This window comes from Roseixanthobacter pseudopolyaromaticivorans, from assembly GCF_043195145.2.
Lineage (GTDB): Bacteria > Pseudomonadota > Alphaproteobacteria > Rhizobiales > Xanthobacteraceae > NCEH01.
Window position 1 is genome coordinate 929,422 of record NZ_CM195539.1, and the last position, 24,562, is coordinate 953,983.

At 60.8% G+C, this 24,562-nt stretch carries 28 protein-coding genes; 27 read left to right on the top strand and 1 reads right to left on the bottom strand.

Features of this window, described 5'->3' with window-relative positions; all coding sequences use genetic code 11:
- The 15 genes from V5F68_RS04520 to V5F68_RS04590 are packed head-to-tail and all read left to right on the top strand — an operon-like array spanning nucleotide 1 to nucleotide 12,087.
- Complete coding sequence (locus V5F68_RS04520; protein WP_394016072.1) at nucleotides 1-1,326, top strand: DUF2213 domain-containing protein; 1,326 nt, start codon at nucleotides 1-3, stop codon at nucleotides 1,324-1,326.
- A 26-nt stretch (nucleotides 1,327-1,352) separates the two neighbouring features.
- Nucleotides 1,353-1,850 (top strand): structural cement protein Gp24, encoded by a 498-nt coding sequence (locus V5F68_RS04525; protein WP_394016071.1) that lies wholly within the window; start codon nucleotides 1,353-1,355, stop codon nucleotides 1,848-1,850.
- Between the two features lie 21 nt (nucleotides 1,851-1,871).
- On the top strand, nucleotides 1,872-2,921 hold the full coding sequence (locus V5F68_RS04530; RefSeq protein ID WP_394016070.1) for a DUF2184 domain-containing protein: 1,050 nt from the start codon (nucleotides 1,872-1,874) through the stop codon (nucleotides 2,919-2,921).
- Nucleotides 2,922-2,970: 49 nt separating this feature from the next.
- Nucleotides 2,971-3,327 (top strand): STY1053 family phage-associated protein, encoded by a 357-nt coding sequence (locus V5F68_RS04535; RefSeq protein ID WP_394016069.1) that lies wholly within the window; start codon nucleotides 2,971-2,973, stop codon nucleotides 3,325-3,327.
- Between the two features lie 2 nt (nucleotides 3,328-3,329).
- On the top strand, nucleotides 3,330-3,719 hold the full coding sequence (locus tag V5F68_RS04540) for a DUF4054 domain-containing protein (RefSeq protein ID WP_394016068.1): 390 nt from the start codon (nucleotides 3,330-3,332) through the stop codon (nucleotides 3,717-3,719).
- A complete protein-coding gene (locus V5F68_RS04545) occupies nucleotides 3,716-4,219 on the top strand; it encodes a hypothetical protein (protein WP_394016067.1) in 504 nt (167 codons plus the stop codon). Before V5F68_RS04540 ends, V5F68_RS04545 begins: the two co-directional genes overlap by 4 nt.
- Nucleotide 4,220: 1 nt before the next feature.
- Nucleotides 4,221-4,598, top strand: a complete 378-nt coding sequence (locus V5F68_RS04550) for a hypothetical protein (RefSeq protein WP_394016066.1) — start codon at nucleotides 4,221-4,223, stop codon at nucleotides 4,596-4,598.
- The gene (locus V5F68_RS04555; RefSeq protein ID WP_394016065.1) at nucleotides 4,595-5,179 is read left to right on the top strand and encodes a phage neck terminator protein; all 585 of its coding nucleotides are present in this window, start codon (nucleotides 4,595-4,597) and stop codon (nucleotides 5,177-5,179) included. The genes V5F68_RS04550 and V5F68_RS04555 overlap by 4 nt, the downstream gene beginning before the upstream one ends.
- A 2-nt stretch (nucleotides 5,180-5,181) precedes the next feature.
- Nucleotides 5,182-6,657, top strand: a complete 1,476-nt coding sequence (locus V5F68_RS04560) for a DUF3383 domain-containing protein (RefSeq protein WP_394016064.1) — start codon at nucleotides 5,182-5,184, stop codon at nucleotides 6,655-6,657.
- A 10-nt stretch (nucleotides 6,658-6,667) separates the two neighbouring features.
- Nucleotides 6,668-7,123 carry a phage structural protein gene (locus V5F68_RS04565; RefSeq protein ID WP_394016063.1) on the top strand — a complete coding sequence of 152 codons (456 nt, stop codon included), beginning with the start codon at nucleotides 6,668-6,670 and terminating at the stop codon, nucleotides 7,121-7,123.
- A gap of 8 nt (nucleotides 7,124-7,131) precedes the next feature.
- A complete protein-coding gene (locus tag V5F68_RS04570; protein ID WP_394016062.1) occupies nucleotides 7,132-7,566 on the top strand; it encodes a phage tail assembly chaperone in 435 nt (144 codons plus the stop codon).
- 47 nt (nucleotides 7,567-7,613) lie between these two features.
- The gene (locus V5F68_RS04575) at nucleotides 7,614-7,763 is read left to right on the top strand and encodes a DUF6889 family protein (protein WP_394016061.1); all 150 of its coding nucleotides are present in this window, start codon (nucleotides 7,614-7,616) and stop codon (nucleotides 7,761-7,763) included.
- Nucleotides 7,763-9,640, top strand: coding sequence for a M15 family metallopeptidase (locus V5F68_RS04580; RefSeq protein WP_394016060.1), 1,878 nt, complete (start codon nucleotides 7,763-7,765; stop codon nucleotides 9,638-9,640). Before V5F68_RS04575 ends, V5F68_RS04580 begins: the two co-directional genes overlap by 1 nt.
- Nucleotides 9,641-9,649: 9 nt before the next feature.
- Nucleotides 9,650-11,536 carry a hypothetical protein gene (locus V5F68_RS04585; RefSeq protein WP_394016059.1) on the top strand — a complete coding sequence of 629 codons (1,887 nt, stop codon included), beginning with the start codon at nucleotides 9,650-9,652 and terminating at the stop codon, nucleotides 11,534-11,536.
- Nucleotides 11,533-12,087 (top strand): phage baseplate protein, encoded by a 555-nt coding sequence (locus tag V5F68_RS04590; RefSeq protein ID WP_394016058.1) that lies wholly within the window; start codon nucleotides 11,533-11,535, stop codon nucleotides 12,085-12,087. Before V5F68_RS04585 ends, V5F68_RS04590 begins: the two co-directional genes overlap by 4 nt.
- Here the strand turns inward: V5F68_RS04590 and V5F68_RS04595 are convergent.
- Nucleotides 12,084-12,950: a hypothetical protein gene (locus tag V5F68_RS04595; protein WP_394016057.1), complete on the bottom strand. Its 867-nt coding sequence runs from the start codon at nucleotides 12,948-12,950 to the stop codon at nucleotides 12,084-12,086. The two genes, V5F68_RS04590 and V5F68_RS04595, sit on opposite strands and share 4 nt — an antisense overlap.
- A gap of 207 nt (nucleotides 12,951-13,157) precedes the next feature.
- On the opposite strand from V5F68_RS04595, the gene V5F68_RS04600 reads away from it, so the two are divergent.
- The 12 genes from V5F68_RS04600 to V5F68_RS04655 all read left to right on the top strand — a co-directional run bounded on the left by V5F68_RS04600 (nucleotide 13,158) and on the right by V5F68_RS04655 (nucleotide 24,551).
- Nucleotides 13,158-13,676 (top strand): hypothetical protein, encoded by a 519-nt coding sequence (locus V5F68_RS04600; RefSeq protein ID WP_394016056.1) that lies wholly within the window; start codon nucleotides 13,158-13,160, stop codon nucleotides 13,674-13,676.
- On the top strand, nucleotides 13,669-14,418 hold the full coding sequence (locus tag V5F68_RS04605) for a hypothetical protein (RefSeq protein ID WP_394016055.1): 750 nt from the start codon (nucleotides 13,669-13,671) through the stop codon (nucleotides 14,416-14,418). Before V5F68_RS04600 ends, V5F68_RS04605 begins: the two co-directional genes overlap by 8 nt.
- 96 nt (nucleotides 14,419-14,514) lie before the next feature.
- Complete coding sequence (locus V5F68_RS04610) at nucleotides 14,515-14,826, top strand: phage baseplate plug family protein (protein WP_394016054.1); 312 nt, start codon at nucleotides 14,515-14,517, stop codon at nucleotides 14,824-14,826.
- Nucleotides 14,823-15,761 (top strand): phage protein, encoded by a 939-nt coding sequence (locus V5F68_RS04615; RefSeq protein ID WP_394016053.1) that lies wholly within the window; start codon nucleotides 14,823-14,825, stop codon nucleotides 15,759-15,761. Before V5F68_RS04610 ends, V5F68_RS04615 begins: the two co-directional genes overlap by 4 nt.
- Nucleotides 15,761-16,429 carry a Gp138 family membrane-puncturing spike protein gene (locus V5F68_RS04620; RefSeq protein ID WP_394016052.1) on the top strand — a complete coding sequence of 223 codons (669 nt, stop codon included), beginning with the start codon at nucleotides 15,761-15,763 and terminating at the stop codon, nucleotides 16,427-16,429. The genes V5F68_RS04615 and V5F68_RS04620 overlap by 1 nt, the downstream gene beginning before the upstream one ends.
- Nucleotides 16,426-16,779, top strand: coding sequence for a contractile injection system sheath initiator (locus tag V5F68_RS04625; protein WP_394016051.1), 354 nt, complete (start codon nucleotides 16,426-16,428; stop codon nucleotides 16,777-16,779). The genes V5F68_RS04620 and V5F68_RS04625 overlap by 4 nt, the downstream gene beginning before the upstream one ends.
- Complete coding sequence (locus tag V5F68_RS04630; protein WP_394016050.1) at nucleotides 16,779-17,948, top strand: baseplate J/gp47 family protein; 1,170 nt, start codon at nucleotides 16,779-16,781, stop codon at nucleotides 17,946-17,948. Before V5F68_RS04625 ends, V5F68_RS04630 begins: the two co-directional genes overlap by 1 nt.
- Complete coding sequence (locus V5F68_RS04635; RefSeq protein WP_394016049.1) at nucleotides 17,948-18,631, top strand: DUF2612 domain-containing protein; 684 nt, start codon at nucleotides 17,948-17,950, stop codon at nucleotides 18,629-18,631. The genes V5F68_RS04630 and V5F68_RS04635 overlap by 1 nt, the downstream gene beginning before the upstream one ends.
- A gap of 84 nt (nucleotides 18,632-18,715) precedes the next feature.
- Nucleotides 18,716-20,041, top strand: a complete 1,326-nt coding sequence (locus V5F68_RS04640; RefSeq protein WP_394016048.1) for a hypothetical protein — start codon at nucleotides 18,716-18,718, stop codon at nucleotides 20,039-20,041.
- On the top strand, nucleotides 20,041-20,610 hold the full coding sequence (locus V5F68_RS04645; protein WP_394016047.1) for a hypothetical protein: 570 nt from the start codon (nucleotides 20,041-20,043) through the stop codon (nucleotides 20,608-20,610). Before V5F68_RS04640 ends, V5F68_RS04645 begins: the two co-directional genes overlap by 1 nt.
- A gap of 66 nt (nucleotides 20,611-20,676) precedes the next feature.
- On the top strand, nucleotides 20,677-21,018 hold the full coding sequence (locus tag V5F68_RS04650) for a hypothetical protein (protein WP_394016046.1): 342 nt from the start codon (nucleotides 20,677-20,679) through the stop codon (nucleotides 21,016-21,018).
- A complete protein-coding gene (locus V5F68_RS04655) occupies nucleotides 21,018-24,551 on the top strand; it encodes a hypothetical protein (protein ID WP_394016045.1) in 3,534 nt (1,177 codons plus the stop codon). The genes V5F68_RS04650 and V5F68_RS04655 overlap by 1 nt, the downstream gene beginning before the upstream one ends.
- Nucleotides 24,552-24,562 lie beyond the last annotated feature (11 nt).

The window sequence follows — 24,562 nt, forward strand, 5'->3', positions numbered from 1 at the left end:
GTGACCGAGAAGATCGGGGAAACCCGATACAAGACGCCCGAGGGCTTTCTCGTCTGCCAGTCCGTCCCGCTCGCGCGCACCGGCCTCATGACGTACGGGGCGGGGGAAGTCCCCATCGAAGCTGGCCCGGACGGCATTGTTCTTATCGAGCGTGGCGAGGCCGACGTCTTCGATCCGAAGACCATCGCCTCTTTTTTTGGAAAGCCCGTCACGGACGAGCATCCCGATGAGGATGTCACCCCTGATAATTGGGCCAAGCTCGCAAAGGGCGAGATTCACAACCCGCGGCGCGGGGAGGGGATCTGGAGCGATTGCTTAGTCGGCGATCTCTTCATCAAAGATGCCGACACCATAACTCAGGTGCTTGGCGGGAAGGTGGAAGTCTCGTGCGGCTATGACGCCGATTACGAGCAGACCGCGCCGGGTCGTGGGCGGCAACACAACATCATCGGAAACCACGTTGCACTGGTCGAACACGGCCGGTGCGGACCTCGTTGCTCTATCGGAGACAGCAAAATGGCAAAGACCAGGAAGTCCTGGAAGGACAATTTTCGGGGCCTCTTGAAGTCCCGCCAGACCCTCGACGAAGAGATGGCCAAGGCCCTCGAAGAGGGTGAGGTCATGGACGACGATACCGGCGAAGCCGGTGGCACGCACGTCCATGTGCATCTGAACGGCGCTGGCTCTGAGTCCCCCAAGGCTGAGGCTGTGCCCGGCAAGGATGAAGGCGAAATTGCGGACCCCGTGGAAGAGCGCTTCACCCGCCTGGAAGCCTCCGTTGCGCAGATCGCCGAGGCCGTCGCCAAGCTCTCTCAACCCGCCGCCCAGACCGGGGACGAGGCGGAGGGGGAAAAGAAGGACGACGAGAAGGAAAAGACCACCGACGAAGACGTGCTCGAAGAGGGCGACGTCAAGGAGGGGAAGACGGTCGATTCCGCTGGTCTCAGTGACGAGTTCAAGGACACGATCGCCCGCGCCGAGATCCTCGCTCCAGGCATCAAGATGCCGACCTTCGACGCTGCGGCCGGCGCCAAGAAGGTGCGCGACAACCTGTGCGCCCTGCGCCGCAAGGCTCTCGACGCCGCTCTTTCGGATGACGTCTCGTCCGAATTCGTGAAGCCTCTTGTCGCCTCTGCCGGCGTCAAGTCGATGACATGCGACGCCGTGAAGGTGTCGTTCTACGCGGCGAGCGAGATCGCCAAGCGCAACAACAATGATCGGGGCATCGGTTACGACCGCGCCACCCGCGACGCCAGCAGCGTCACCCTGAAATCTATCTCGGACTGGAACAAGGCGAACCGCGACTTCTGGGCGAAGCGCTCCTGATTTCTCGCAGCCAAAAGGACTAAACCATGGGCAATGCAATTCTCTACCGCATGGCTGCCGGAATCCCCGGCGCCGTGAACCGCGCCGAACACGCGACCATCACCCCGGAAGTCATCGATTCCGGAACCCCTCCGACCAAGTTCGGCATCTTCGTCAAGATGGTCAGCGGCAAGATTCAGCCGCTCGCGTCGAGTGATGCCGGTTCGGTCGTCTATGGCCTGCTGGTTCGGCCGTTCCCCACCTCCGGCAACGGCACGGATGGGCTCGGCACCTCGACCCCCGCGACCTCCGGCATCTGCGACGTGCTGAAGCGCGGCTACATCATGGCGACCCTCGCCCTGGGCACCGCGGCCAAGAATGGCGCCGTTTACGTCGTCACCACGGCCGGCGGCAGCGTCGTGGTCGGCGACATCGTAACCTCGACGTCTCCGGCTGGCGGCGGCACCGCCGTTGCCGTCACCGGCGCCTTCTTCACCGGCCCCGCCGATGCCAACGGCATCGTCGAGATCGCCTACAACATCTGATCCCGGCAAGGAGCCACATCAATGTTCCACGATAAGAATCTCCTGGCCGGCGTCTCTCGTCCGGCCATCATCCGCGCTCGCACGCGTGATGCGATGATGACCTATGACCGTCGAACCATCGACAGCGCCGGCGCGTTCCTCATCCAGGAGCTGGAGCGCCTCGACCAGACCCTGCACATGCCCCTGGTCTCCGTGACCTGGTCGCGTGACATCGATCTGCGCGAAGACGTCTCCATCGCCGACGAAACCTCGTCCTTCACGAATTCCAGCTTCGCGGCGGCCGGCGGCATCACCGCGGGTGGCAAGTCCTGGATAGGCAAGGACGCCAACGCCATTTCCGGCGTTTCGCTCGACATCGGCAAGACCGCTCAGCCCCTGTATCTCTGGGGTCAGGAAATCTCCTGGACGATCCCCGAACTGGAATCCGCGGCGAAGCTTGGGCGCCCGGTCGACTCCCAGAAGTTCGAGGTCATGCGCCTCAAGCACAACATGGACACCGACGAGCAGGTTTACATCGGCGACAGCGTGCTCGGCGTCTACGGCCTGGTCAACCACAACAAGGTGACCAACGTCACCAATGTGGCGAACGGCGCATCGCTCTCCCCGCTGTGGGAAAGCAAGACGGCCGACGAGATCCTCGCCGACGTGAACGAGCTTCTGTCCAGCGTGTGGGCTGCCTCGGGCTGGGCCGTGATCCCCACGGAACTGCGTCTTCCGCCCAAGAAGTACAGCTACCTCGTTTCGCAGAAGGTCTCCAACGCTGGCAATATGTCGATCCTGGAGTATCTGCGCGCGAACAACCTCGCCAAGTCCAACGGCCAGGATCTGAACATCCAGCCGCTGAAGTGGCTGAATGGCGCGGGTTCCGGCGGCACCCAGGGCGACGACACCACCACGAACCGCATGAAGGCCTACACCAAGGACCCGCAGCGTGTTCGCTTCCCCATGACGCCGCTCCAGCGTACCCCGCTGGAATACCGGTCGCTCTATCAGCTCACCACCTACTTCGGCCGGCTCGGCGTGGTCGAAGTCGTGTACCCCGAGACCATCGGCTACCGCGACGGTCTGTGAGCGAGGGGCCGGCGATCCTTCGCCGGCCTTCCTGTCAGAGGAAGATCACATGACCCGCATCAACGTCGTGAAGGCGTTCACCCTGAACCTTGGCGCCGTCTTGAAGAAATTCGAGGCGGGCGTTCATGAGGTCGAGGACGATATCGCTCAGCACTGGTACGTGCTGCTTCATATCGCGCCCCCGGTCGCCGCAGAACCGGTTTCGGAGCCCGACCCCGAGCCCGAGCCCTCCCAGGTCGAGAGCGTCACCGTCGAAGACGATGGCAGCACGCACGTGGACAGCCCGGAAGAGGTAAGCGAGAAGCACACTCTCATTGCCCAGGCAGAAGCCCTCGGCATCGCCGTTGATGGCCGCTGGGGTGTTCCCCGGCTCCAGGCCGAAATCGCCAAGGCTGGGGCGGCCTGAGCATGACTGTCACATCCGCCAGTTTCTATCAGGCGTTCCCGGAATTCGCGGATGTTGAGAAGTACCCTGTCGCGACGGTGGATATGTGGGTTGCGGCAGCGCGCTCGCTATTGAGTGCCGAACGGTGGGGAGATCTCCTCGACCTCGGGACTGGCCTCTTCGTTGCGCACAACCTCGCGCTCTCCCGCTTGGCGACGGCTGCCGCCGCCTCAGGGGCAGCGCCGGGGGGCGCGACGGGCATTGTGGCCTCGAAGGCCGTCGATAAGGTCTCAGTGTCGTACGATACGTCCAGCGCCTCCCTTGAGGGAGCAGGGGCGTGGAACCTGACGACCTACGGCGTTAGATATCGCCAATTGGCGCTGATGATCGGCACCGGCGGGCTTCAGTTGTGAAGGTCACGGTTCGCAAGTTCGACGCGGGCATTTTTGCCAGCGTGAAGGACCTGACCAAGAGCCAAGTGCTTGTCGGCGTTCCCGACGCCAACGCCCCCCGCAATTCGGATGAAGAAGAGGCACAAAAGGGCGAGCCGATCAATAATGCGACGATCGGCTACATTATGGAGTTCGGGGCGCCCAACGCGAATATCCCCGCTCGGCCACATCTCCTGCCCGGCATTTCAGACGCCAAGGACGCCATAGCGGGGCAACTCAAAAAGGGGGCGCAGCAGGCATTGGCTGGAAAGGCCGATGCGGCGGATACGGCCCTAAACAAGGTTGGGCTGATCGCCTCATCTGCCGTCAAGGCGCGCATTACAGAGGGGCCGTTTACGCCACTTGCGGAAGCGACGCTGCGCGCGCGGCGCGCGCGTGGAAGAACTGGCGAGAAGCCGCTTCTCGACACCGGACAATACCGGAATGCTCAGACCTATGTGATCCGGCCGAAGGGAAAATAGCATGCCTCTCCTTGATGTGAGCGACGTCCTGAGCGATCCCATGTTCGCGCAGGATGCTGGAGCCATTGTGCTCTATCGCTCCACCCTCACGGTTGGGAATGATGGCCGCGGCACGCGGACCACGACATCCCAGGCCATAACCGGCGTCGTGACCTCCGATACCGGCGACATCCTCGATCGCATCGCCGAAGGGCAGCGCATCAAGGGATCGATCACGGTCCACACGACATTCCGCCTTACGGACGGAGACGGCAGCACTGATGCCGACGAAATCCAGTGGAATGGTCGGCGCTACATCGTAAGCGCGGTCAACGACTACACCACCTATGGCGCGGGCTACGTCTGCGCCACATGCGACCTTAAGCAGGTGTCACCGTGACCAATACATCGGCGACGGGCGGCTATCTCACCCCGTCGTCATCTCCCACCGTTTGGGACGACCAGTTGGACGATGTCCTGCAGTCGATGATCGTCGGCATCACGGGTTTGCCTGGACAGGTGGTGCGGCCCCGGTGGCAGCCCAACCCGCCCAAACAGCCAGAGCCGAACACGGATTGGTGCGCAGTGGGCGTCACCCATATCGAGAATGATGCGCTCGCCGCGCACACGCACAACAGCGCCGGAGACGGATCCGATACCCTGAGGCGGCACGCAACCCTAACCGTGATGGCGAGCTTCTATGGCCCGCACCGGATGGGCTTCGCGAGTCAGCTATCAGACGGCCTTTTGGTTCCGCAGAACCTGGAAGCCGCCGTCACGGCGGGACTCTTGCTCCTCCAGGCTTCCGACGTGGTCAGCGCCGCTGATCTCTTCAACCAGAATTGGATCGCCCGCGCCGACGTCCTGATGATGTTCCGCAGGCAGATCGTTCGGACTTACCCGGTGCTCAACATCCTGTCGGGTGTCGGGACCATCCATCCGGCAAGCGCCACCTCTCAAAACTTCGACACGGAGAACTGACCATGGCTCAGGGCCTTGCCGTCACAGACGTCGTAAACGTTACCGTCAACATCGCACCCGTCGCCGCGCCCACCCGCAACTTCGGCGCCGCCCTACACGTCGGCACGACCGATGTCATCGATACCGGCGAGCGCATCCGGCAGTATTCCAATCTGGCCGGTGTGGGTGGGGATTTCGGCCTGTCGGACCCGGAATATCTCGCCGCTCAGAAGCACTTCGCGCAGGTGCCGCAGCCCGCATTGCTCTACATCGGGCGATGGGGGCAGAGCGCGACGAAGGGCGTGCTGCGGGGTGGTGTGCTCCAGGCATCCGAGCAACTTCTGTCCGCCTGGACCTCGATCACCACTGGATCGATGAAGATCGACATCGACGGAACCACCAAGACCCTGTCGTCCCTGAACTTCTCGGCCGCCCTCAACCTTCCCGGCGTCGCCGCGATCATCGACACCGCCCTGACCGGCGCGACGGTGACCTGGGATGCCTATAACGCCAAGTTTGTCGTGCGCTCGGACACCACGGGCACGTCATCGACGGTCGGCTATGCCAGCGCAACCGGCTCCGGCGTGGACATCTCCGCACAGCTCAAGCTGACGTCCGGCCTCGCGTCTGCCCCCGTGACTGGCATCGCGGTTGAAAGCCTCGCCGCCGCGCTCCAGGCGTTCGTTGATAAGTCGGGCGACTGGTATTCTGCGACGGTTCTCCCGTCCGTCTCGACGTCTGTCGCGCAGGCGGCCTCGGACTTCATCGAAGGCCAAGGGAAGAAGCGCATCATCGGCTACACGATCACGTCGTCCACCGTCCTGGATGGCGCGAGCACGACCGATCTCGGCTACATCCTCAAGGCTGGCAATTACAACCGCTCCTACGGCCAATATTCGGCCAACGCTTATGCTGCGGCATCGTTCTTTGGCCGCGCCGCGACGGTGGACTTCAACGGCAGCAAGACCGCCCTGACCATGAAGTTCAAGACCGAGCCGAGCGTTGCCGCCGAGACGATCACCGAGACGCAGGCCGCCGCTCTCAAGGCGAAGAACGTCAACATCTTCGTCAATTACGACAATTCGACCGCCATCATCCAGGAAGGCGTGATGGCCAGCGGGCAGTTTTTCGACGAACGCCAGGGCCTGGACTGGTTCGAGAACGCCATTCAGACGGCGGTCTGGAACCTGCTCTACACGTCTGCGACGAAGGTGCCCCAGACCGACGAAGGCATGCAGCAGATCGTCGCTGTGATGGACAGCGTGTGCGTTCAGGCCGTTCGCAATGGGCTCGCGGCACCCGGCGTCTGGAATGCCGCCGGCTTCGGTGAACTGAAGCAGGGCGATACCCTGACTAAGGGTTGGTACATCTATGCCCCGCCCGTTGCCACGCAATCGCAGGCTGATCGCGAGGCGCGCAAGTCGGTCTCCTTCCAGATCGCGCTCAAGCTCGCGGGCGCCGTCCACTTCGCGCTCGTCTCCGTCAACGTCAATCGCTGAGGCCTGATCTATGGCTACCTATTCGTTTCAGACATTCGTCATGACCTTCCAGGGGCCGAGCGGAAACTTCTCCGTGGGCTCCGGCTCGGGCAATGCGGAGGAGGGTGTCACCTTCGCGATGACCGAGGACAAGAATACCATGACCATCGGCGCGGACGGCTCCGGCATGCATTCGCTACACGCCGGCCGATCCGGCACGGTCACGATCCGGCTCCTCAAGACCAGCCCGACGAATGCGCTGCTCAGCGCCGCTTACAACTTCCAGACATCGAACCCCGCCGTGCATGGCCAGAACATCCTCAGCGGGCGCGATGTCTACCGCGGCGACGTGATCGTGTGCCAGCAGTGCGCCTTCAAAAAGCAGCCTGACATCACGTTCGCCAAGGACGGCGGCACGAACGAATGGGTGTTCGATGCGGTCTTCATCGACATGCAGCTTGGCTCCGGCCTCGCCGCCGGGCTCTGAGGTGAACCATGGAGTTTACAGTAGGGGCTCACAAATACCGCTCGTCGAAATTGGACGTATTCAAGCAGCTCCATGTCGCGCGGCGCATCGCTCCTGTCTTGAGCGAACTCGCCCCCGCGATGAAGGCTTTGATGGGTGCAGCTTCCGGGAAGAAAGTAAGCGCACCTCTCGATGCGATGAGCGCGGTCCTTCCGCTGACGAAGGCCATCGCGGCAATACCCGAAGAGGACTGCAACTATGTGCTCGCGGCCTGCCTATCGGTGGTAGAGCGCGAGGTGGGCAACGTCGGCTGGCAGCGCGTGTGGAATCAGCAGGCGCAGGCGCTGCAGTATCAGGACATCGAAGCGCCCGAGATGATCATGATCGCCGCCAATGTGATCGGCGAGAACCTTTCAAATTTTATGCGCGCCCTGCCGTCCGGTTCGAACGCACCGGGCCAATAGGTCCGAGTGTTAGCCTCGTCACGCTCCCTGATGGCGAGGACTTCCTGATGCGGCCCGTTATGGCGGGGCTCTGCACCCTCAAAGAGTTGCAGGACGGCACGTACGACCTGTGTGACGTCGCGCTGTTGAACGACGCGCTCAATATCCGGGACGAGAACACGCGCCGGATGAACGAAGCCCAGAAGGCTAGCAAATAATGTCCGAGACCCTTCGAGACTACCTTGTTACCCTTGGCTTCAAGGTCAACAAGGCGGACGAAGCCCGCTTCAAGGATGCGCTCGGAACGGCAGCGAAAACCGTCGTGGGCCTCTCGGCCGCGATGACGGCGGCTGCGGCAGCCATCCAGGCGTCCGTGATTAAGATCGCGGCGGACTTCGACAGCATCTATTTTGCCTCCCAGCGGACGGGCGCGAGCGTCGCGAATATCAAGTCCCTGACCTACGCCCTATCGCAGGTGGGCGGCTCTTCGGGTCAGGCGTCTTCGGCCATCGAAGGCCTCGCCGCGGCAATCCGCACCAATCCCGGCATTGAAGGGATGCTCAATTCCCTCGGTATTGCGACCAGGGAGAACGGCCGGCTCAAGGACACGGCCGATATCATCGACGGGATCGTTTCGAACCTGTCTCAGACCCATCCCTATTACACGTCGGCGCAGATCGCTGGAATCCTCGGGATCGACGAGGCGACATTCCGCGTGCTTGTCACGCAATGGCCGCAGATCAAGAAGTTCCAGGACGACTATAAGCGCCGTGCAGCCGAGTTCGGGGTAGACCCGGACAAGGCTGCACAGAGTTCCAACAAGCTCATGACGAGCTTCCGGGATCTGCTGCTCAGCCTGCAATTGGTGACGGAAAAGGTCACCGTTGAACTCCAGCCGGTCCTTACGAAATATCTGGGTGAGTTTGCCCGATGGGTGCAGGCGCATTCCGACGACATCGTGAAAGCGGTGCTCGGGATTGTCGAGGCCGTTAACGGGATGGCGCGGGACTTCGCGTTGTTCTTGGACAAGATTGAACCGGTCACCGACGCCTTCTTGGACCTGGTAACCAGCCTGACCGGTGACGGTGGGTTGAAATGGGCACTGGAAGCAGTCCTGCTGTATATGGCCGGCGCCTGGCTGGCTGGAATGCTCGGGACGCTCTCGACCCTTTTGCGCAATCCGGCCTTTCTGGCTCTGGCTGCGATCATGGGCATCGGGTACGACGCCTTCGTGATGTCGGATCAAGACAAGATCGGCGTTGGTGCCGGCGTCAATGATGCGCTGAACGGCAAGGCCGGCGACCCGCCGAACTGGTGGACGCGGCAGCAGAACAAGGCCCGAGAGTTTCTCGGGTTGCCCCCCGTGGATAATAAGGGCAACCCGGAAAGCGCTCCGAAGCCCGGCAAATCCGGCATGGCTCCCATCAAGACCCAAGAGGGCAATACGGCCCTGGTGTCCGCTCAGAGCGCCGCGCAATTCCAGGGCTTTGTGGACGAGCTGCAGAAACGAACCGGATATCAAATCAAGGACATCGGCGGCTACAGCAACCGGAATATCGCCGGCACGAACATCCCGAGCCAGCACTCCATGGGCAACGCCATCGACATCAACCCTAATTCTAATCCAGTCGCCGGACCGTTTGGTGTCGGAAAGAGCGACCTCCCCCCCGAGACGGCGGAGATCGCCAAGAAGTGGGGATTGGGCTGGGGGGCCAATTGGTCATCCAAGAAGGACCCGATGCACTTTTCGACCGCCCCCAATGAGGGAGGCCGCCTTCTCTCAGATGAGGAGGTTAAAGCCTTGCGGGAGCAACTGGAAAAGGGTCAGTTCCAATCGCCTCCGGACAGGCGCTCTGAGATTAAGGGCATCGGCGACGAAATCCTGAAATCCGTCAACCAGGCGAGCCTTCAGCCTTTCAGTTCCGGCGCCTTTGCCCTTGGCAATAGCGTCACCCGCTCCACATCGATCGAGCAGAACACGAAGATCGAGATCAACGGCAGCACTGACCCGGCCGGGACATCGGACAAGCTGGAGGGCCTCCAACCTCGGCTCAATGCCGAGCTTCTCCGGAATTCACAATCCGCTTTCGTCTGAGGCCTGATCATGGACCAGATGAAGGAGTTCCTCGTTTCTATCGGTTGGGACGTCGATAGAGCGAGCTGGGCCAAATGGGACGAAGTTCTCGCCGCGGCAGACGACGCGGCAGCGAAGCTAACAGCCGCGTTTACGGATGCGGAAGAGAAAGTTAAGCGGTTCATCGGGGGCACAACATTCGCCTTCGACGATCTGAACTTCTCGGCGCAACGTCTCGATGCCTCTGCGACCGGGCTCCAGGCGCTAGCCTATGCGTTGGGGCAGACGGGAGGTTCATCCGCGACCGAGGCTGTGAGCGGGCTTGCAAAGAGACTCCGCACCCTGCCGAGCACAGAGGGGATCATCAATCTTCTCGGCGTCCAGACGCGCATCGGCGGAGTGTTGCGGGACACCACGGACATCCTTCTGGATGTGGTGGCCGCGTTTGATGCAACGTCCTACGTCCAAGCGGTCCATACCGCGGCTCAACTCGGGATCTCGGAAGAGCAGTACAACCACCTCCGCAAATATGGAGCGGAGATCCAGGCCTATCAGGAGGGGTTCAAGGCACGCGCGCGCCGGTTCGGCGTAGACCCTAGCACTGCCACGACAAGCGCGACGCTCCTCATGGCCAGCGTGAGGGGTCTCGCGGCGGATCTGGACCTTGTGCTTGCGCTCGTAGCGGGGGCACTCGCTCCGGCGCTTGGTCCTCTTCTCGACAAGCTGTCCGAATGGCTGGAAGCCAATCAGGAGAAGATCGTTTCGTTTGTCGGGCGCTTGGTGGAGGCCATCGTTTCGCTCGTCAGGGACGTAGAGCGCATGGCGCGCGGCTTGGCCCCTGTAGGTGAGGCGGTCGGCGAATTTGTCGGTGGAACGGGCGCCCTGGAAACGGCCGCAGGCGTCATCGCCGGTGGTTACCTCGTTTCAGTCGCCCTCCGCATGGGGCGCACGGTCGGCCTGGTTCTTGCGGCTGTTGTCGCTCTCACGGAGCTTCTAAGGGTGCCTGGCGCCAGAGCCGGGGGTCTTTGGTCTAAGGACCGCGCCGAGGCGCATGGCGCACCGATTGAGCCAAAGACCAGTGTATGGAGCCGGGTCCGCAGTTTTATCGGCCTTGATCGGAAGGGCGAGACGGGAGAGCCTGGAGCTAAGCGCCCTGAGGGTGGCTCTGTTTCATCGGAAGGGCGAGCGGGTCCCAGCACGGCAGTACCGAAAGGGGATTCTCGGCTTCCGGCGTCTGTTCGAAGCAACAATCCTGGTGCCATGTGGCCCGGCCCATCGGCATCGAAATTCGGATCTACCCGTCATGAGGTGCTCAATGACGGCTTGGGGCAGGGCAATAAGATCGCCATTTTCGACACGAAGGAGCAGGGCGGCGCGGCCTTGTTCGATCTCTTCAAAAATCGTTATGCGGGGCTGACACTCGCTGAGGCAATCAGGAAGTGGTCGGGCGGAAACGCATCGGCGGAATATGCCCGATCGGTGGGGAAGGCCCTGGGGATCGGTCCAAACGACGTCATCACCAAGGAAATGCTGGACGATCCCGAGTTCGCCATCCCCTTGGCCAAGGCCATGTCGAAGTTTGAGGCGGGACGGGAATATCCGATGAGCGACGCGGAATGGCGTCGCGCCCATGAGATGTTCAAGCGCGGGAAGCCCGACCCCATAGAGCAGCCCAAGACGCCCGCGCCGGCAGCGCCCGAGGCTGTACCGGAAAAAAGGAACGGAGCGGAACTGCGTGGGTTTGCTGCCCCCGCCATGGTCGCATCCAATGACGAGGCTTTCGGCCGGGTGAAGCAGACGACGACCATTGTTGTGAATGGCGATGTCGATCCGAACCAAACCGCCTATGAGGTCGCTCGGGCGCAGCGTGGCGTAAACAGCGCGGTCGTCTCGCGCGCTCAATCGATGGTGGCATGATGGTCGATATCGTTGAGGCCGTGATCGGAACGGTATCGTCTCTCCTGTTGACGTCTGGCCGCTCTATCGGGGGCATTGTGCCGGACGTGGTCGCCGAAGAGATCGGGCGGGATACAACCTTTGTGACAAACCATCCGGTGGAGCGTGGCGCCGCCATCTCGGACCACGCTTTCATGATGCCGGTGGAAGTCGAGATGCGGTGCGCATGGTCCGACAGCACCGCAGGCTTCCAGGGGTATTCAGAGCTAGTCTATGGCGCGCTCCAGTCGCTCCAGGCCGCTCGTGAGCCGTTCACGGTGCTGACCGGGAAACGGCTCTATACGAACATGCTGATCGTTGGCCTGGAAGTTACGACAGCCGCGGCGACGGAGTATGCTCTGTTTGTGCGGGTCCTGCTGCGCGAGGTGATTATCGTCTCGACACAGTCGGTCTCAGTTGGTGGAGGGGCGGGCACTCAAGCTAGCCCACCCCGTACAACTTCGACAACGAATGCCGGTTCAAAGCAAACCATAGAAGTTGGGTCCATACCGACGGCTCCTGGCATCGCCTAATATTGAACCGAGGAGGGATTGAAGTCCGATATTGAGGCTCTACCGGTATCGATCAAAAGTAGAGCAGCTCGATATCGATCCCAGCATTCGCTTATTCTGGCCTCTCTATTCTTGATATGGCTGTTGAGAGTGCAATATCGTAAGAACGAGACGGACGTATTTGAGCATTCACCCTCCGCCGCTTGGCCTGTTGTATTTTCTCCTAAGGGAAGGGTTACACGGCCATTTGCGATACGATTAACGGCGCATAGAACTAGTGTTCTGAAAAATACCTCTTCTCGATACGTCCTATCTTTCGGTGATAGCAATTTGGCATTCTTCGTGAATTCTTCGAGGCTTTCCGTGCCCGGTTCAAGGCTGGCGGGTGAGGGTGCGGAAATTCCGCAAACGCTTAATAGTTTACGCGTCACCTCTTTATCAGGACGAAACGACCAAGTGGATCCAAGCGGTGATTTTACCGTTAGCGCAGCGCCAGAGGCCATGGCCGCAGCGATTGCGCTAACGCTCTTCTGATCTGATGGGCCTGTTTCGATCAGCGTGCCTTCAGGGTCGATGTCGGAGCTAATGGGGTAGAAGGGGCTGCTTCCGGCTTGCAATTCAAGCTGCGCGTCGCGAGCGATGGCGACTCGCAGCGGCTGCGGGAATGGCCCCTTGTAAGAGATAAGCGCAAAGGCAAACCTGGGGTCGGTGCCGCCCCTGCACTTGAAAGTGGCCACAGCGCGGGGTTCACCACCTGAAGATGGTTCGGTCATGAAGGCTAGGGGGATGCCCGTTTCCGGCTCTTTTGATGAGTTGAGATCCCACGCCAGAGCTGGGCTGCAGCAAAGGAGCGCGAAAACCGAAACCATTAACGCACGGCGCATCTGCACTCTCCCCAAATGGGAATTATGCTATCAGCAATGCGGCGATCGCGGGAGCCGTCGGCTCGAAGCGCATATTGAATGCCTTGGGGCACGGCGCATCACCAGAGGGGTTCATTTGGTTCCATTTATGGTACTATTTGACCGTGTTCTTAACGCGTAAGATGTGCGGGGGCTAGCGCACCAACCGGGGCTGGGCTAGCGTCGGCTATGCCGTTGCGAAAATTGGTCATTGCGGAAAAACGAATTCCCATCCGGGTCGAGTGGACCTCTCCGGAGCGGGATGGCTATGTCCGATTTCTGGTCCCGTTGGAAATCGATGGGATCGTGGACTCTGGCTTGACCTTATCAGGAGGAGCTTACCGCCCCTATCGCGATCAGCATGTTTCCCTCGAACTGGCGATCCTCGACCACAATGGATCGCGACGCATTCGGCTGGCGCGGATCGACTGGAAATCGCTCCGAAAAGGGCACTCGAACAACCCTAGAAAATGCGCCGGTCCGTGGGGCGGGGAGCGCGTTCCCGAAACACACCTGCACAGCTTCGACCTTAATTACCTCGAGGCTGAAGGCCGAATGAAAGCGGGCAAGCTCCCGTGTGCGGAGCCAATTCACGAACCGCTTCAAACCTTTGAAGAACTTCGGCGATTCTGTGGAACTTGCTTTAAAATCAACAACATAGTTATTGTGCCTCCCCCTGATTGGGAGTATGATCTGTTTGATGAGTAGCGCGGCCTACATATCCCCTGATGCGGCACGGGTCATTGATGACACCGTTAGAGATCTCGTGCGCTGTCGGCGGGTGAGGGACGCTGTATTTGTCAACCTTCCCCTGATCTATGCCGATGGGTCATTTGTCACCGTTAGGATTGATCAAGGCGGGGCCGGCTTCCGAGTGAGCGACGCTGGGTTCGCTTTTCGCGAGGCCGATGATATCGGCATGTCTCGGTCTTTTAGGCGGACGGCAAACCGAATTGCGACGTCTCGCGGCGTCGAGGTTGGCGATGCTTTCATTTTCAGGGATGTCCGCGCTCAGGAGCTTGAGCGCGCAATCTGCGACGTGGCCGAAGTGTCGTGGCGGGTTGTGGATGCGCTTTCCGAGCGAGCTTTCGAGGAAGAGGATGTCGGGCTATCTGATGAGCTTAATTCGCGCCTAAGAGCTATCTTCGGCGAAGAAAAGGTAGAGAGCGGAGTTGATTTGATTGGCGCTTCAACGACCCAGTGGACGATGACGGCGCTTGTCACCTTTGACGGGTCTCAGGCCGTATTTCAGGCCGTGAGCGATAACGCGAACTCGATCAATAGGGCCTCAACGGCGTTCCGCGACTTGTCCACCCTTGCCAAGCCGCCGCGGCTTATTGCTTTTGTCAGAAGCAAGGAATCCCTGGGATCGAGAATTTCGTTGCTTGTGCCTGGTCGTGTGGTTGAGGAAATGCAGAGCAATGAGTTTTTGGCGAAGGCTGCGGCTTAATCTCTTTGGTTGAAGCTATTGCCTGCCGAAGCAGATCTAAAGGGTATGCATTGAACAATAGCCGCCTCTGGGCGGCTTTTTTATTGGAGGATTGGCGTGGCGACCTATGAAATCCCGCTCTCGCCGATGCCGCAGGCGTTCTCCATCCAGCTCGCACAAGTCGAGTACCGGCTGACCTTTTCCTACCGGGATGCGGACGAGGCGGGGTGGATCATGGACATCGCTGACACGGAAGGCGTGTCGATCCTTGCCGGCGTACCGCTAGTGACCGGCGCGGACCTTCTGGAGCAGTATCAGCACCTTGGGCTCGGCGGGTCGCTCTATGTCGCCACCGACGGCGCGCCTGATGAAGTCCCTGCCTATGAGACGCTTGGCGGCCCCTCGCGGCTATTTTGGGTCACGCCATGACGCGCCAGTGGATCAGGCAGGTCAACCTTCAGGTCGGCAACGGCGGAAACGCCATCGATCTGTCGAACATGCGAATTCGCTTCAACGTGGTGCAGGGCGACGTGCAGACGCCCAACCACGCGGACATCATCGTCACCAACCTGTCGGCCGAAACCTCCAACCGAATCCAGAAGGAATACGATTCCGTCGTGCTTCAGGCGGCCTATCCGGGGAATGTGGCGACGATCTTCCAGGGGGAGATCGTCCAGAAGCGGCGCGGCCGCGAAAATCCGACCGACACCTACCTCTACATCATCGCCAAGGAGGGGCAGCGCGCCTATTCCTACGCGACGATCTCGAAGTCCCTCGCCGCCGGGCACACCTTCCGCGATCAAGTTGATGCGTGTCTGAAGGAGCTTGGAAAGTACGGCATCACGGCAGGCTACATCGCGGATCTCGGCACGGCCAAAATGCCCCGCGGCAAGGCGCTTTTTGGCATGGTCAAGAACCAGCTCCGCTCGATCTGTGCCGCTACTGGGACATCGTGGAGCATCCAGGGCAATCAGCTCCAGATCGTCCGCAACGACACGTACATTCCAGGTGATGCAATCGTTCTGAATTCAAACACCGGAATGGTTGGCATGCCCGTTCAAACCATGAACGGGATTGAGGTTCGGTGCCTCTTGAACCCGCAAATTAAACCCGGCCGGCGCATCCAGATTGATGAGGCAAGCATCCAGCAGGCGGCATTCACGACCAACTATCAAGATGCGCAGAACTTCCTCATTCCAGAAACGTCGTCCGACGGAATATATAAAGTCATAATGGTCAATCACTCGGGTGACACCAGAGGGAACGCCTATTATTCGGATGTGATCTGCCTGTCTGCGAGCGGAAAAATCATCCCAAATAGCCTCTCTTCTAGAGGCGTCAACGTCAACCCGCAGGAACAGTAATGGACCAGCGCACGCGCTTTGACGTCGATCTCGATGAAGCGATTCAAACGGCCATCGACGGAAGGATGGCGGAACTTCACACAGCAGTCCCCGTGAAGATTGTGAGCGTGGATTACCAGAAGCAGACCTGCGTCGTGCAACCCACCGTAAAGGCCTGCGTGCGGAAGCCGGACGGCTCGCAGGAGTGGATCTCGCTTCCTCAGATCCAAGACGCGCCACTCCATTTCCCGCGCGGGGGAGGGGTCTCCATGACCTTCCCGGTGGCGGTAGGTGACGAGGGGCTGGCAATCATTTCCTCCCGCTCGCAGGATGCCTGGCAGCAGTCGGGCGGAGAGCAACAGCAGATCGACAATCGAGGGCACGACCTCTCGAATGCCTTTGTGATGGTCGGTTTTCGGAGCAACCCGAATGCCCTGGCGAACGTCCCGAGCGACTCCGTGCAGATCCGTTCCGCGGACGGGAACACCCTGATCGATATCAAAGGTGGACAGGTGAAGGTCAAAGCGACCGGCGCTGAATCCACCGTCACCCCGGACAAGATCACCCATAAGGTCGGCGGGCTCTCAGTGGAGATCACAAGCGATCGCATCGACCTTGGAGGGGCTGGTGGTTCGCCCGTGATGACCGAGGGCGGCCCCTCCACCAAGGTTTTCGCGAGGGTCGTATGAGGTATCGCAAACTCGACGCGGATGGAGATTACACCTTCGGCCGCGGATCCCTGGATTTCTATCGGGACGTGCCCGAGGCTCCCGCCCAAGCGGTGAAAACGCGCCTCCACATGAAGACCGGTGAATGGTTCCTCGACACATCGGCCGGCACCCCGTGGGACACCGAGGTGCTCGGAAAATACACGACCTCTCTTCGTGACCGGACTGTGCGGACACGGGTACTCGGCACCACAGGCGTGACGGCGATCGCCGCTTATTCCAGTTCGTTTAATCCCGAGACGCGGACGTTCGCGGCAGCGGTGACCATCGACACCGCTTATGGCCAGGCCAAAATCGTGGAGCCCATCTGATGGCAATCGTTTGCACGATCGACGCGACCGGCATCCACGCCCCGGCCCTTGCCGACATCCGAGCCTATTTCGTCAACGCCTATAAGGCGATCTATGGATCCGACGTGTATCTGGAGAGCGATAGCCAGGACGGGCAGTTGCTCGATATTTTTTCAACCGCGATCCACGATTGCAACGCACAGACCGTAGCGTGTTATGGGGCTTATTCTCCGGCGACGGCACAGGGCAATGGCCTTTCGAGTGTCGTAAAGATCAATGGCATCGCTCGCCTGTCTCCGAGCAAATCCAGTGTGGACCTCCTCCTTGGCGGAACTGCTGGGACGACCATCGAAGGCGGCTACGCGACCGACGCGGACGGCGTGCAATGGGTGCTGCCTGACAGCGTTACGATTCCTGTCGAAGGGCAGATCACGGTGACGGCCACATGCGCTGTCGATGGGCAAGTCTCCGCGCCCCCCGACTCCATCGTCAATATCGGCACGCCCACGCGCGGCTGGCAGACGGTCACAAATCCGGAAGCCGCGACCGAGGGCGCGCCGGTCGAATCCGATGCGGCCCTTCGCCGTCGTCAGAAGACGTCAACAGCCCTTCCTTCCAAGACGGTCGTGGACGGGATCGTCGGCGCTCTCCTTGATCTGCCCGGCGTGGTCCGGGTCAAGCCGTACGACAACGACACCAATTCGACAGACGGCAACGGGATCCCGGCGCACGCTCTAGCCATGGTGGTAGAGGGTGGCGATGCTCAAGAGATCGCCAGTGTCATCCGGATCAAGAAAACCCCCGGTGGGCCAACCTACGGCACCACTAGCGAGGTGGTCACGGACACCTATGGAATCCCGAAGACCATCAATTTCTTCCGGCCGACAGTCGTGCCCATAACGGTTGAGGTCGGCATTACGGTTGTGGGCGGATACACAACGGCCATAGGTGATTTGATCAGGCAGGACATCGCCGATTACATCAACGCTCTCGACATCGGCGAGGATGTTTATCGCCGACGTTTGTTCGTGCCGGCCAATCTGAATGGCCTGCCGCAAAGCGAAACCTATGACATCTCCACGCTTCTAATTGCGCGCGATGGAGGATCTCTGGTCGGGACGAACCTGTCGATCGCATTCAATGAGGCCGCTTCGTGCTCGATCGATGATGTTTCGGTGGTGGTGGTCTGATGAGCCCGCGCGCCAAGGGGAGCTACCTCGACCTCATAACCCCATATCATCGGGGACGACCCAAATTTCGTGACACGGTGGGCGCTGTCGTTGAGCCCGTCGCAGATGCTCAGGCGGTGATTGCGGATCTGGCGCTCGTCTTCGACCTGGATGCCGCGGTCGGCGTTCAGCTTGATCATGTGGGTGAGTGGGTCGGCCGCTCGCGCTACGTGAATATTCCCCTCGCCAGCGTCTGGTTTTCTTTCGACACGGAGGGGCTGGGCTGGGATCAGGGCATCTGGAAGGGTAGGTTTGATCCTGACACGGGCCTCTATGCTCTTGACGACGAAACCTATCGTAGCCTCCTGAAGCTCAAGATCATCGCAAACCAATGGGACGGCACGATCGAGTTCATCCGTGAGCCGATGGAGCGCTTTTTCAGCGGCGACGGCGTCTACATGTACATCGAAGACCGCTTTGACATGAGCATGATCTTCGGGGTTTCGGGTCGCCGGCCGAACGCGGCGTTTCTGGCGCTACTGACCGGCGGGTATATCCCCATCAAGCCGGAAGGTGTCCAAGCGCTCTATCTCACCACCTCCGTCGTGGATGCGCCCATCTTCGGCTTTGACGTGGACAACGAATACATCGGCGGCTGGGATCGCGGGTCCTGGGGCGTTCCGCCGGACTTCTACAACCCTTAGCCCCTCCTAAACCCACCTCCGGACGTCACGAACTCTGCCCCATCGGGCGCGGAGTGTTTCTGCACGCCAAAATGGGATCTCCCAATGCCAACGAATGACTTCCTCCCGTTTGCGACCGGCGTCGGCGCCAATGTCATGTCGCAGGCAGATTATGCCGCGCTCGGGTCGCGTAGCGCTGGATTTGTCGCCGGCACGGCCCTTTCGGCGCCCTTCAACAAAGCGGTTCGACAGGCGTCCGTCATCGCGGCGATGGTTGCGCAGTTCGGGCTGGATCTGATGGGAGTTGATGTGCCCGACGATGGCGACATCTCGACCGTCCTCAACATCTATAAGGCTGCAATCCGCTCGCAGAAGGGCAACTACGTTGTGGCTGGCGGAACGGCCAATGCACTGACGGCGACGCTTGTTCAAGCCCTCGCGGCGAATGTTGCCGGCACTCCCCTGCGGGTCAAGATCAGCAGCACGAATACCGGCTCTGCAACGCTTGATGCAGGACCAGGCGCGCTGCCCATTCGTACCCTTCGGAACGCCAGCCTGCGGGCGGGGGATCTCCCCTCTGGGGCGATTGTGACTCTGATCTGCTCCGGAACGACGTGGCAGTTGGTCGGTAGCGCCTACAGCGAAACGCCCATCATCCTGACCACCGGCGCGACCGTCTACGTCCGACCGGACGGGAACGACAACAACGATGGGTCCGCCAACGATTCATCTCACGCCTTCGCGACAATGAGTGGCGTGGTCGCTTATGCTCGGCGCTACGTCTCCGCATCGAACCGCATCACAGCGATTGTCGCTGACGGGACATATCCCGCGTGGGTGGGGCTCGGACTGCTCGTCGGCATCGATGTCGTTGGGAACAACACCACGCCGACGAACGTGAAATTCTCGACCAGCTCAATTGTTTCCGGGACCGCTTGCGTCACCATATTCGCGGGTGGCGACGTGACAATAACCGGCTGCAAGATCGAAAGCTTCGTCGCCGGGACCTACGGGGCGGTTGCCACCACGGGCGCATCCCTCAAGCTGAGCAATATGTATTGGGGCGAGGCGCCCCTCGTGAACGTTGTGTCGGATCGAAATTCGACCGTCCTCATCTCCGGAAATCACGTGCTGGATGCGGGAAACCACAATTCCTTCCTGCGAGCGGTGACCGGAGGAATCATCATCTCCGATTCAAACGCATTCCCCTCAATCAACGTCTCCGCCGGCATGACGTATTCGGCAGGTTTCGTCAGCAGCTACACGTCCGGCGTTATTTCGTTGCCGGGCGTGACGTGGACGAACAAGTCCAATGCAACGGGTCAGCGGTACATCTGTCTTGAGGGTGGGATTGTGTCATCTCAGGGGGGCGGCGCGAGCTATTTCCCTGGAACATCTGCCGGCGACGCTACGGGTGGAGCTTACTACTGATGAATATCGCCTATAATCCCCGCGACTGGTACTGGAAGCGTCTTGACGAGACGATCTATTCGTCGGCCCGGCAGACATATGTCGCCGCCGATGACGAGGCGTACCTTGCCTGGGTCGCTGCGGGCGGGCACGCCACAGCCTATCCAGAGGATGAGGCTGGGGCGGAAAGTGAGGCAGAGCTTGCCGCGGTCCTCGCCCCCTATGGCATCCGCGTCCACCCCGGCCCCCTCGTGGAGGACGTGATCGCCGAACGGGATCGCCGCCTGTCGCTGGGGTTCGATTACGACTTCGGCGACGCGCGGGGTGAGCATCACTTCGGTACGACCGCCGAGGACATGAAGGGCTGGAACGTCGTGACGCAGCTCGCCCAGGCGCTGGTATCGACGGGCGATGCCTCCGGGACAATCCACATTCTCACTGCCACTGGAGAGGCCGATGTGACCGGCATCGAATGGATGTCGGTGCTTCGGGCGGCGGGCGAATTCCAGCAGCCCATCTGGCAGGCCTCGTTCGTGCTCCAGGCGACGTCTCCCATCCCCGACGACTACGCCGACGACATCCACTGGTGAGCTTCAGGCTCATCTTCCAACGCTCGTATGCCGCCTCCGGGCGGTTTTTTTGTGCCTGGAGCAATCATGGCGAGCCCGCAGTCATACAATTATTCCATGGTCATCGGAGACACGATTCCAGATGTTGTCTTCCGCTTTAACCGTGGCGGGGTCGGGTTCGTCTGGAACCTGACGCTTACGCCTCCAAGCCAACCCAATATCATCCTCTCAACGGAAGATAACACGCTATCAGCGTCCTTGGAATTCGTTGACGGGCTCCCATACACCACCGTGACATGGACCGTTCTGCCTGAGCAGTCTCAAGCAATACAGACCGGCTCTCTCACCCGATACCACTATTCATCGATCGATCCTGACGGGGGCGTGCAAACGCTCCTCAAGGGCGTCATTGCTGGCGAGGCGCGCTAATGACCATCACCGTCGATACGTCTGACCCGGTGGTGGTCCAGGTTCTCGTGCCCGGCATCCCTGGCCCGCGCGGCTGGGTGCCTGTGCTGGCTGTCGTGCAGGACGGCGACCGCACCGTCCAGCAGGTGGTGGACTACACCGGAGGGGCGCTGCCCAAGCCGGAGGTGGGGCTCTATGTGGGTCTCGAGGGGCTGGTGGAATCCATCTCCGACGCCACGGACACGCGCGGCGCGACCGGTCCGACCTACAACCCCCGTGGGGAGTGGGATTATCAGGCCACCTATCTGCCCCTGGATACGGTGTCCTTTCAGGGCTCCTCCTACGTCGCCAAGGCTTTTGGGGGTATCCCCAACGTCAATGTGGTCCCGTCCAGCAATCCAGACTGGTGGGATTTGCAATTGGACGGATCGGGTGCGGCGAATGATCGGGCGGCGGCTGAAACGGCGGCCGGGCTCTCTCAATCTGCCGCGGCGAGCGCTGCTTCTGCGGCCTCGACCACGGCCACGAACGCCACGGTGGCTCTCGGCGCGCAGACTGGCGCTGTAGCCGCACAGACGGGTGCTGTCGCCGCGCAGACCGCCTCTGAGGCCGCGCGCGACCAGGCGCAGGGGGCTGTCGCCTCGGGGCGGGTGCGGAAGGCCAGCCTTTCCCTGCTCAATGCGGTGGCCGCGTCCTATCCGGACGGCGCCGTAGGCGTGGTGGACCGGGACGGAATCAACAACGGCGAATATGTCAGGGATTCAGGGATTTGGCTGAAAACGTCGAATGCGACGGTGCCGGCGCTCGCGGTGCTTGCGGATGCGAACCAGCTCACGGTTGGCGAGATCGTGACGACCGTTAACACCGCGAATTTTGCGACCGCGAGCGGGGCCACGACGATCCTCGTCAACGGGATCGTGCAGGGGATGAGCGTCCCGGCGCTAAGCGCTGGAACGAACTCATATTTCACCGCGCGCGCGCCCATCACGGCGGACCAGATCGCCCGATTTGCGGGCTGCACCGTTTATATGGTCGCTGTTTTTGATGCGACGGCCAACTTGCTGGCCGAGCGCCCGCAGCTCGCCTCCGCAACCGCACAGGTGCGGCGCGGCAGCACAACGATCGGCACCGGCTCGGTTGAGCGGCTCTATCAGACCGGCACGAAAATCGTGAAGGTGGTCTCATTTACGCTCGATCCGACCGATACGTCAGCGGGCGTGACGTTCCAGTTCGCTGCGCCGGTGACTGCCGCGAACGCTCACGCCGTGCAACTCGCGTCATTGAGCTGGTATCCGGTCGTGCCAGGCACGATCAAATCCACATCAGTCGGGGACGCGCTGCTCGATTATTTGGTCGCCAAGAGCGTCGCGACCGCCACCCAGAGTTTACAGGCGTCGATCGCGGCGAACACCACCGGGATCGCGGATGTCTTTGGGCGGGTTACGACGTTTGCCGTTCAGGCGCTCAACGGTGCGACGCCCCGTGTAAATAGCGCGGGCGACGTGGCTGGGTTCACGATCCCGGCGGGAAGTAGCGGCGCGTCCTCGTTGATCCAGCCGATAATCCCGATCCCGGCCGATTTGCAGTCTCAATATGCGAGCCGCACCGTTCGCATCTATGCGGATTTTGCGACCAGTGATAATTGGGCGCTCACATTCACCCCCCTCTGGGCCGGCCACAGCCTCACGAATATTGTGAGCAGCCAGATCAGTACAAACCGCCGAACTGTCAAATTCGAGGTCGCGCTTTCTGGAACAGAGACCGCTTGGAATTGGTACTATCAAAAAGGTGGTTCATCGGCACTTGCGGCCGATGCCTATATCGGCCTTGAGGGCATACGTGTCGAGGTGATCGCAACACCATCGGCAATCAATACCGTTTCGTCTGAAAACCTCTCGCTATCCGTCCAGTGGTCTGCCATCGACACCACTGCCGCTGCGGTATCTCAGGCGGTTGATGCGGCAACCGCTGGCAACAGCTACGCCCACACGGTCTATGTGGGACCTGCCGCGACCTATCCGACCATCCCGGCGGCCCTCGCGGCGATCACAGACGCATCGGAAACAAACCGGTACGAAATCCGAGTCTACTCTGGAACCTACACCGATGTTGAGGGCCGCCCCAAGCATTACGTCGATATCAGGGGCATTGGTCCGGTCAAGCCGTGGCTTAGGGGATACCTACCTCCCGAAACCGACCCGAATACGATTGCAGCAACGTCCACTCTATGGCTGGATAAACATACGAAAATTACAAACTTGCGTATCACGTGTCAAAATATGCGATATGCGATCCACGCAGAAACAAATAATCTCCCAGATACATACGACATCACCATGTGGGTCGAGGATTGCGACATTGAGCACCTCGGCAACGACGAGGCGCGCGCGTATCAGGCGGCGCATGGCGGCCTGACGGTCTGGGCATCGGAGCTCCCCGTTGGTCACGGGACTAGCTCGGGCGCGCACCTCCACTACGAGCGGTGCCGATTGACAGGCCCCGTGGGTGGCCTGCACGCGCACACACGGGCTAACTTCCAGAGGCCATCCATGATCACCGCGCACGGGTGTGTGCTCGCCTCTTCCCGTGACGAAGGGGGGCTTATCGGGGGCTATGGGGCCTCCATTTCGTCGCTCGGGTCCGGCCAGCGCGATATCGTAGTGCTCGACAGTTGCTCGATAGTCGGCGCGTTGTCGGTGCAGCCAACACCTTGGTATCAGTCAACGCTGGCCTATCAGCCGGCAGTGCGGAACGAATACGGGATAACGCTCATCAACTGTTCCCCAACGCCCTATCTCGTGCGAGACGGAGGCACACGCGCTCTAAAAATAGAGAGCGCAAGCACGCTCGACACAAGCGCGGTGACGGTCAGCGGGACGGCAGTGCCGATCATTTTCGGCGACGTGGTGACGTATCCGTCCGGCGGTGGTCTCAAGGGGGCGGTATGGGGTTCATTCGACATTGCGGATGCTCTGACTGGTCCATCCAGTAACCTGCAGATCACCAGCATTGGCAAGAGGTTGGGCGACTGCACCAGCAACCCGGTGTCGCTGGTCATCACCGTTGATGGTGGGGCGCCTGTCACGGTGACGTTTAACAGCAACTACACCGCGTCCAGCAACACCTCGATCGTCAACACGATCAACTCGACTTTGGGTGCTACCGCGACGGCATCTCTTTATAACACTGAGCTGCTCTATCGCCCGACCTATGCGACGGAAGAGGTTGTGCTGGTCAACACGAGCACCGAGGCGATCCGCCAAAAGCACGTCGTCGCCTACAACACGACTGAGAAGAACTGCCGCAAGATGACATCGTTTGACCCCGTGACCCAACTCGCCGGGATCGCGATGGAGGATATTCGCCCCGGTCAACGCGGGCGCGTCCATGCGCGCGGTGCGGTCAGGGTCTCTGTGGACCTGATCCGCAGCGACAGCGGGGCATTCGCGCTCGGCGACACGTTCGGCGTCGGCGCGACGCCGGGCGAGGCGATCAAGGGCGCCTCGGTCCCGCTCTTCCGTGCCTACAACACGATGGATGTCCGCTGGGGCTAGCCGTCCGCGGC

What these genes read in the sequence shown, in the direction of transcription:
- V5F68_RS04525 (WP_394016071.1), top strand. Translation starts at nt 1,353, where the DNA reads ATGGGCAATGCAATTCTCTACCGCATGGCTGCCGGAATCCCCGGCGCC.
- V5F68_RS04530 (WP_394016070.1), top strand. Translation starts at nt 1,872, where the DNA reads ATGTTCCACGATAAGAATCTCCTGGCCGGCGTCTCTCGTCCGGCCATC.
- V5F68_RS04535 (WP_394016069.1), top strand. Translation starts at nt 2,971, where the DNA reads ATGACCCGCATCAACGTCGTGAAGGCGTTCACCCTGAACCTTGGCGCC.
- V5F68_RS04540 (WP_394016068.1), top strand. Translation starts at nt 3,330, where the DNA reads ATGACTGTCACATCCGCCAGTTTCTATCAGGCGTTCCCGGAATTCGCG.
- V5F68_RS04550 (WP_394016066.1), top strand. Translation starts at nt 4,221, where the DNA reads ATGCCTCTCCTTGATGTGAGCGACGTCCTGAGCGATCCCATGTTCGCG.
- V5F68_RS04560 (WP_394016064.1), top strand. Translation starts at nt 5,182, where the DNA reads ATGGCTCAGGGCCTTGCCGTCACAGACGTCGTAAACGTTACCGTCAAC.
- V5F68_RS04565 (WP_394016063.1), top strand. Translation starts at nt 6,668, where the DNA reads ATGGCTACCTATTCGTTTCAGACATTCGTCATGACCTTCCAGGGGCCG.
- V5F68_RS04570 (WP_394016062.1), top strand. Translation starts at nt 7,132, where the DNA reads ATGGAGTTTACAGTAGGGGCTCACAAATACCGCTCGTCGAAATTGGAC.
- V5F68_RS04575 (WP_394016061.1), top strand. Translation starts at nt 7,614, where the DNA reads ATGCGGCCCGTTATGGCGGGGCTCTGCACCCTCAAAGAGTTGCAGGAC.
- V5F68_RS04580 (WP_394016060.1), top strand. Translation starts at nt 7,763, where the DNA reads ATGTCCGAGACCCTTCGAGACTACCTTGTTACCCTTGGCTTCAAGGTC.
- V5F68_RS04585 (WP_394016059.1), top strand. Translation starts at nt 9,650, where the DNA reads ATGGACCAGATGAAGGAGTTCCTCGTTTCTATCGGTTGGGACGTCGAT.
- V5F68_RS04590 (WP_394016058.1), top strand. Translation starts at nt 11,533, where the DNA reads ATGATGGTCGATATCGTTGAGGCCGTGATCGGAACGGTATCGTCTCTC.
- V5F68_RS04595 (WP_394016057.1), bottom strand. Translation starts at nt 12,950, where the DNA reads ATGCGCCGTGCGTTAATGGTTTCGGTTTTCGCGCTCCTTTGCTGCAGC.
- V5F68_RS04600 (WP_394016056.1), top strand. Translation starts at nt 13,158, where the DNA reads ATGCCGTTGCGAAAATTGGTCATTGCGGAAAAACGAATTCCCATCCGG.
- V5F68_RS04605 (WP_394016055.1), top strand. Translation starts at nt 13,669, where the DNA reads ATGAGTAGCGCGGCCTACATATCCCCTGATGCGGCACGGGTCATTGAT.
- V5F68_RS04615 (WP_394016053.1), top strand. Translation starts at nt 14,823, where the DNA reads ATGACGCGCCAGTGGATCAGGCAGGTCAACCTTCAGGTCGGCAACGGC.
- V5F68_RS04620 (WP_394016052.1), top strand. Translation starts at nt 15,761, where the DNA reads ATGGACCAGCGCACGCGCTTTGACGTCGATCTCGATGAAGCGATTCAA.
- V5F68_RS04625 (WP_394016051.1), top strand. Translation starts at nt 16,426, where the DNA reads ATGAGGTATCGCAAACTCGACGCGGATGGAGATTACACCTTCGGCCGC.
- V5F68_RS04630 (WP_394016050.1), top strand. Translation starts at nt 16,779, where the DNA reads ATGGCAATCGTTTGCACGATCGACGCGACCGGCATCCACGCCCCGGCC.
- V5F68_RS04635 (WP_394016049.1), top strand. Translation starts at nt 17,948, where the DNA reads ATGAGCCCGCGCGCCAAGGGGAGCTACCTCGACCTCATAACCCCATAT.
- V5F68_RS04640 (WP_394016048.1), top strand. Translation starts at nt 18,716, where the DNA reads ATGCCAACGAATGACTTCCTCCCGTTTGCGACCGGCGTCGGCGCCAAT.
- V5F68_RS04645 (WP_394016047.1), top strand. Translation starts at nt 20,041, where the DNA reads ATGAATATCGCCTATAATCCCCGCGACTGGTACTGGAAGCGTCTTGAC.
- V5F68_RS04650 (WP_394016046.1), top strand. Translation starts at nt 20,677, where the DNA reads ATGGCGAGCCCGCAGTCATACAATTATTCCATGGTCATCGGAGACACG.
- V5F68_RS04655 (WP_394016045.1), top strand. Translation starts at nt 21,018, where the DNA reads ATGACCATCACCGTCGATACGTCTGACCCGGTGGTGGTCCAGGTTCTC.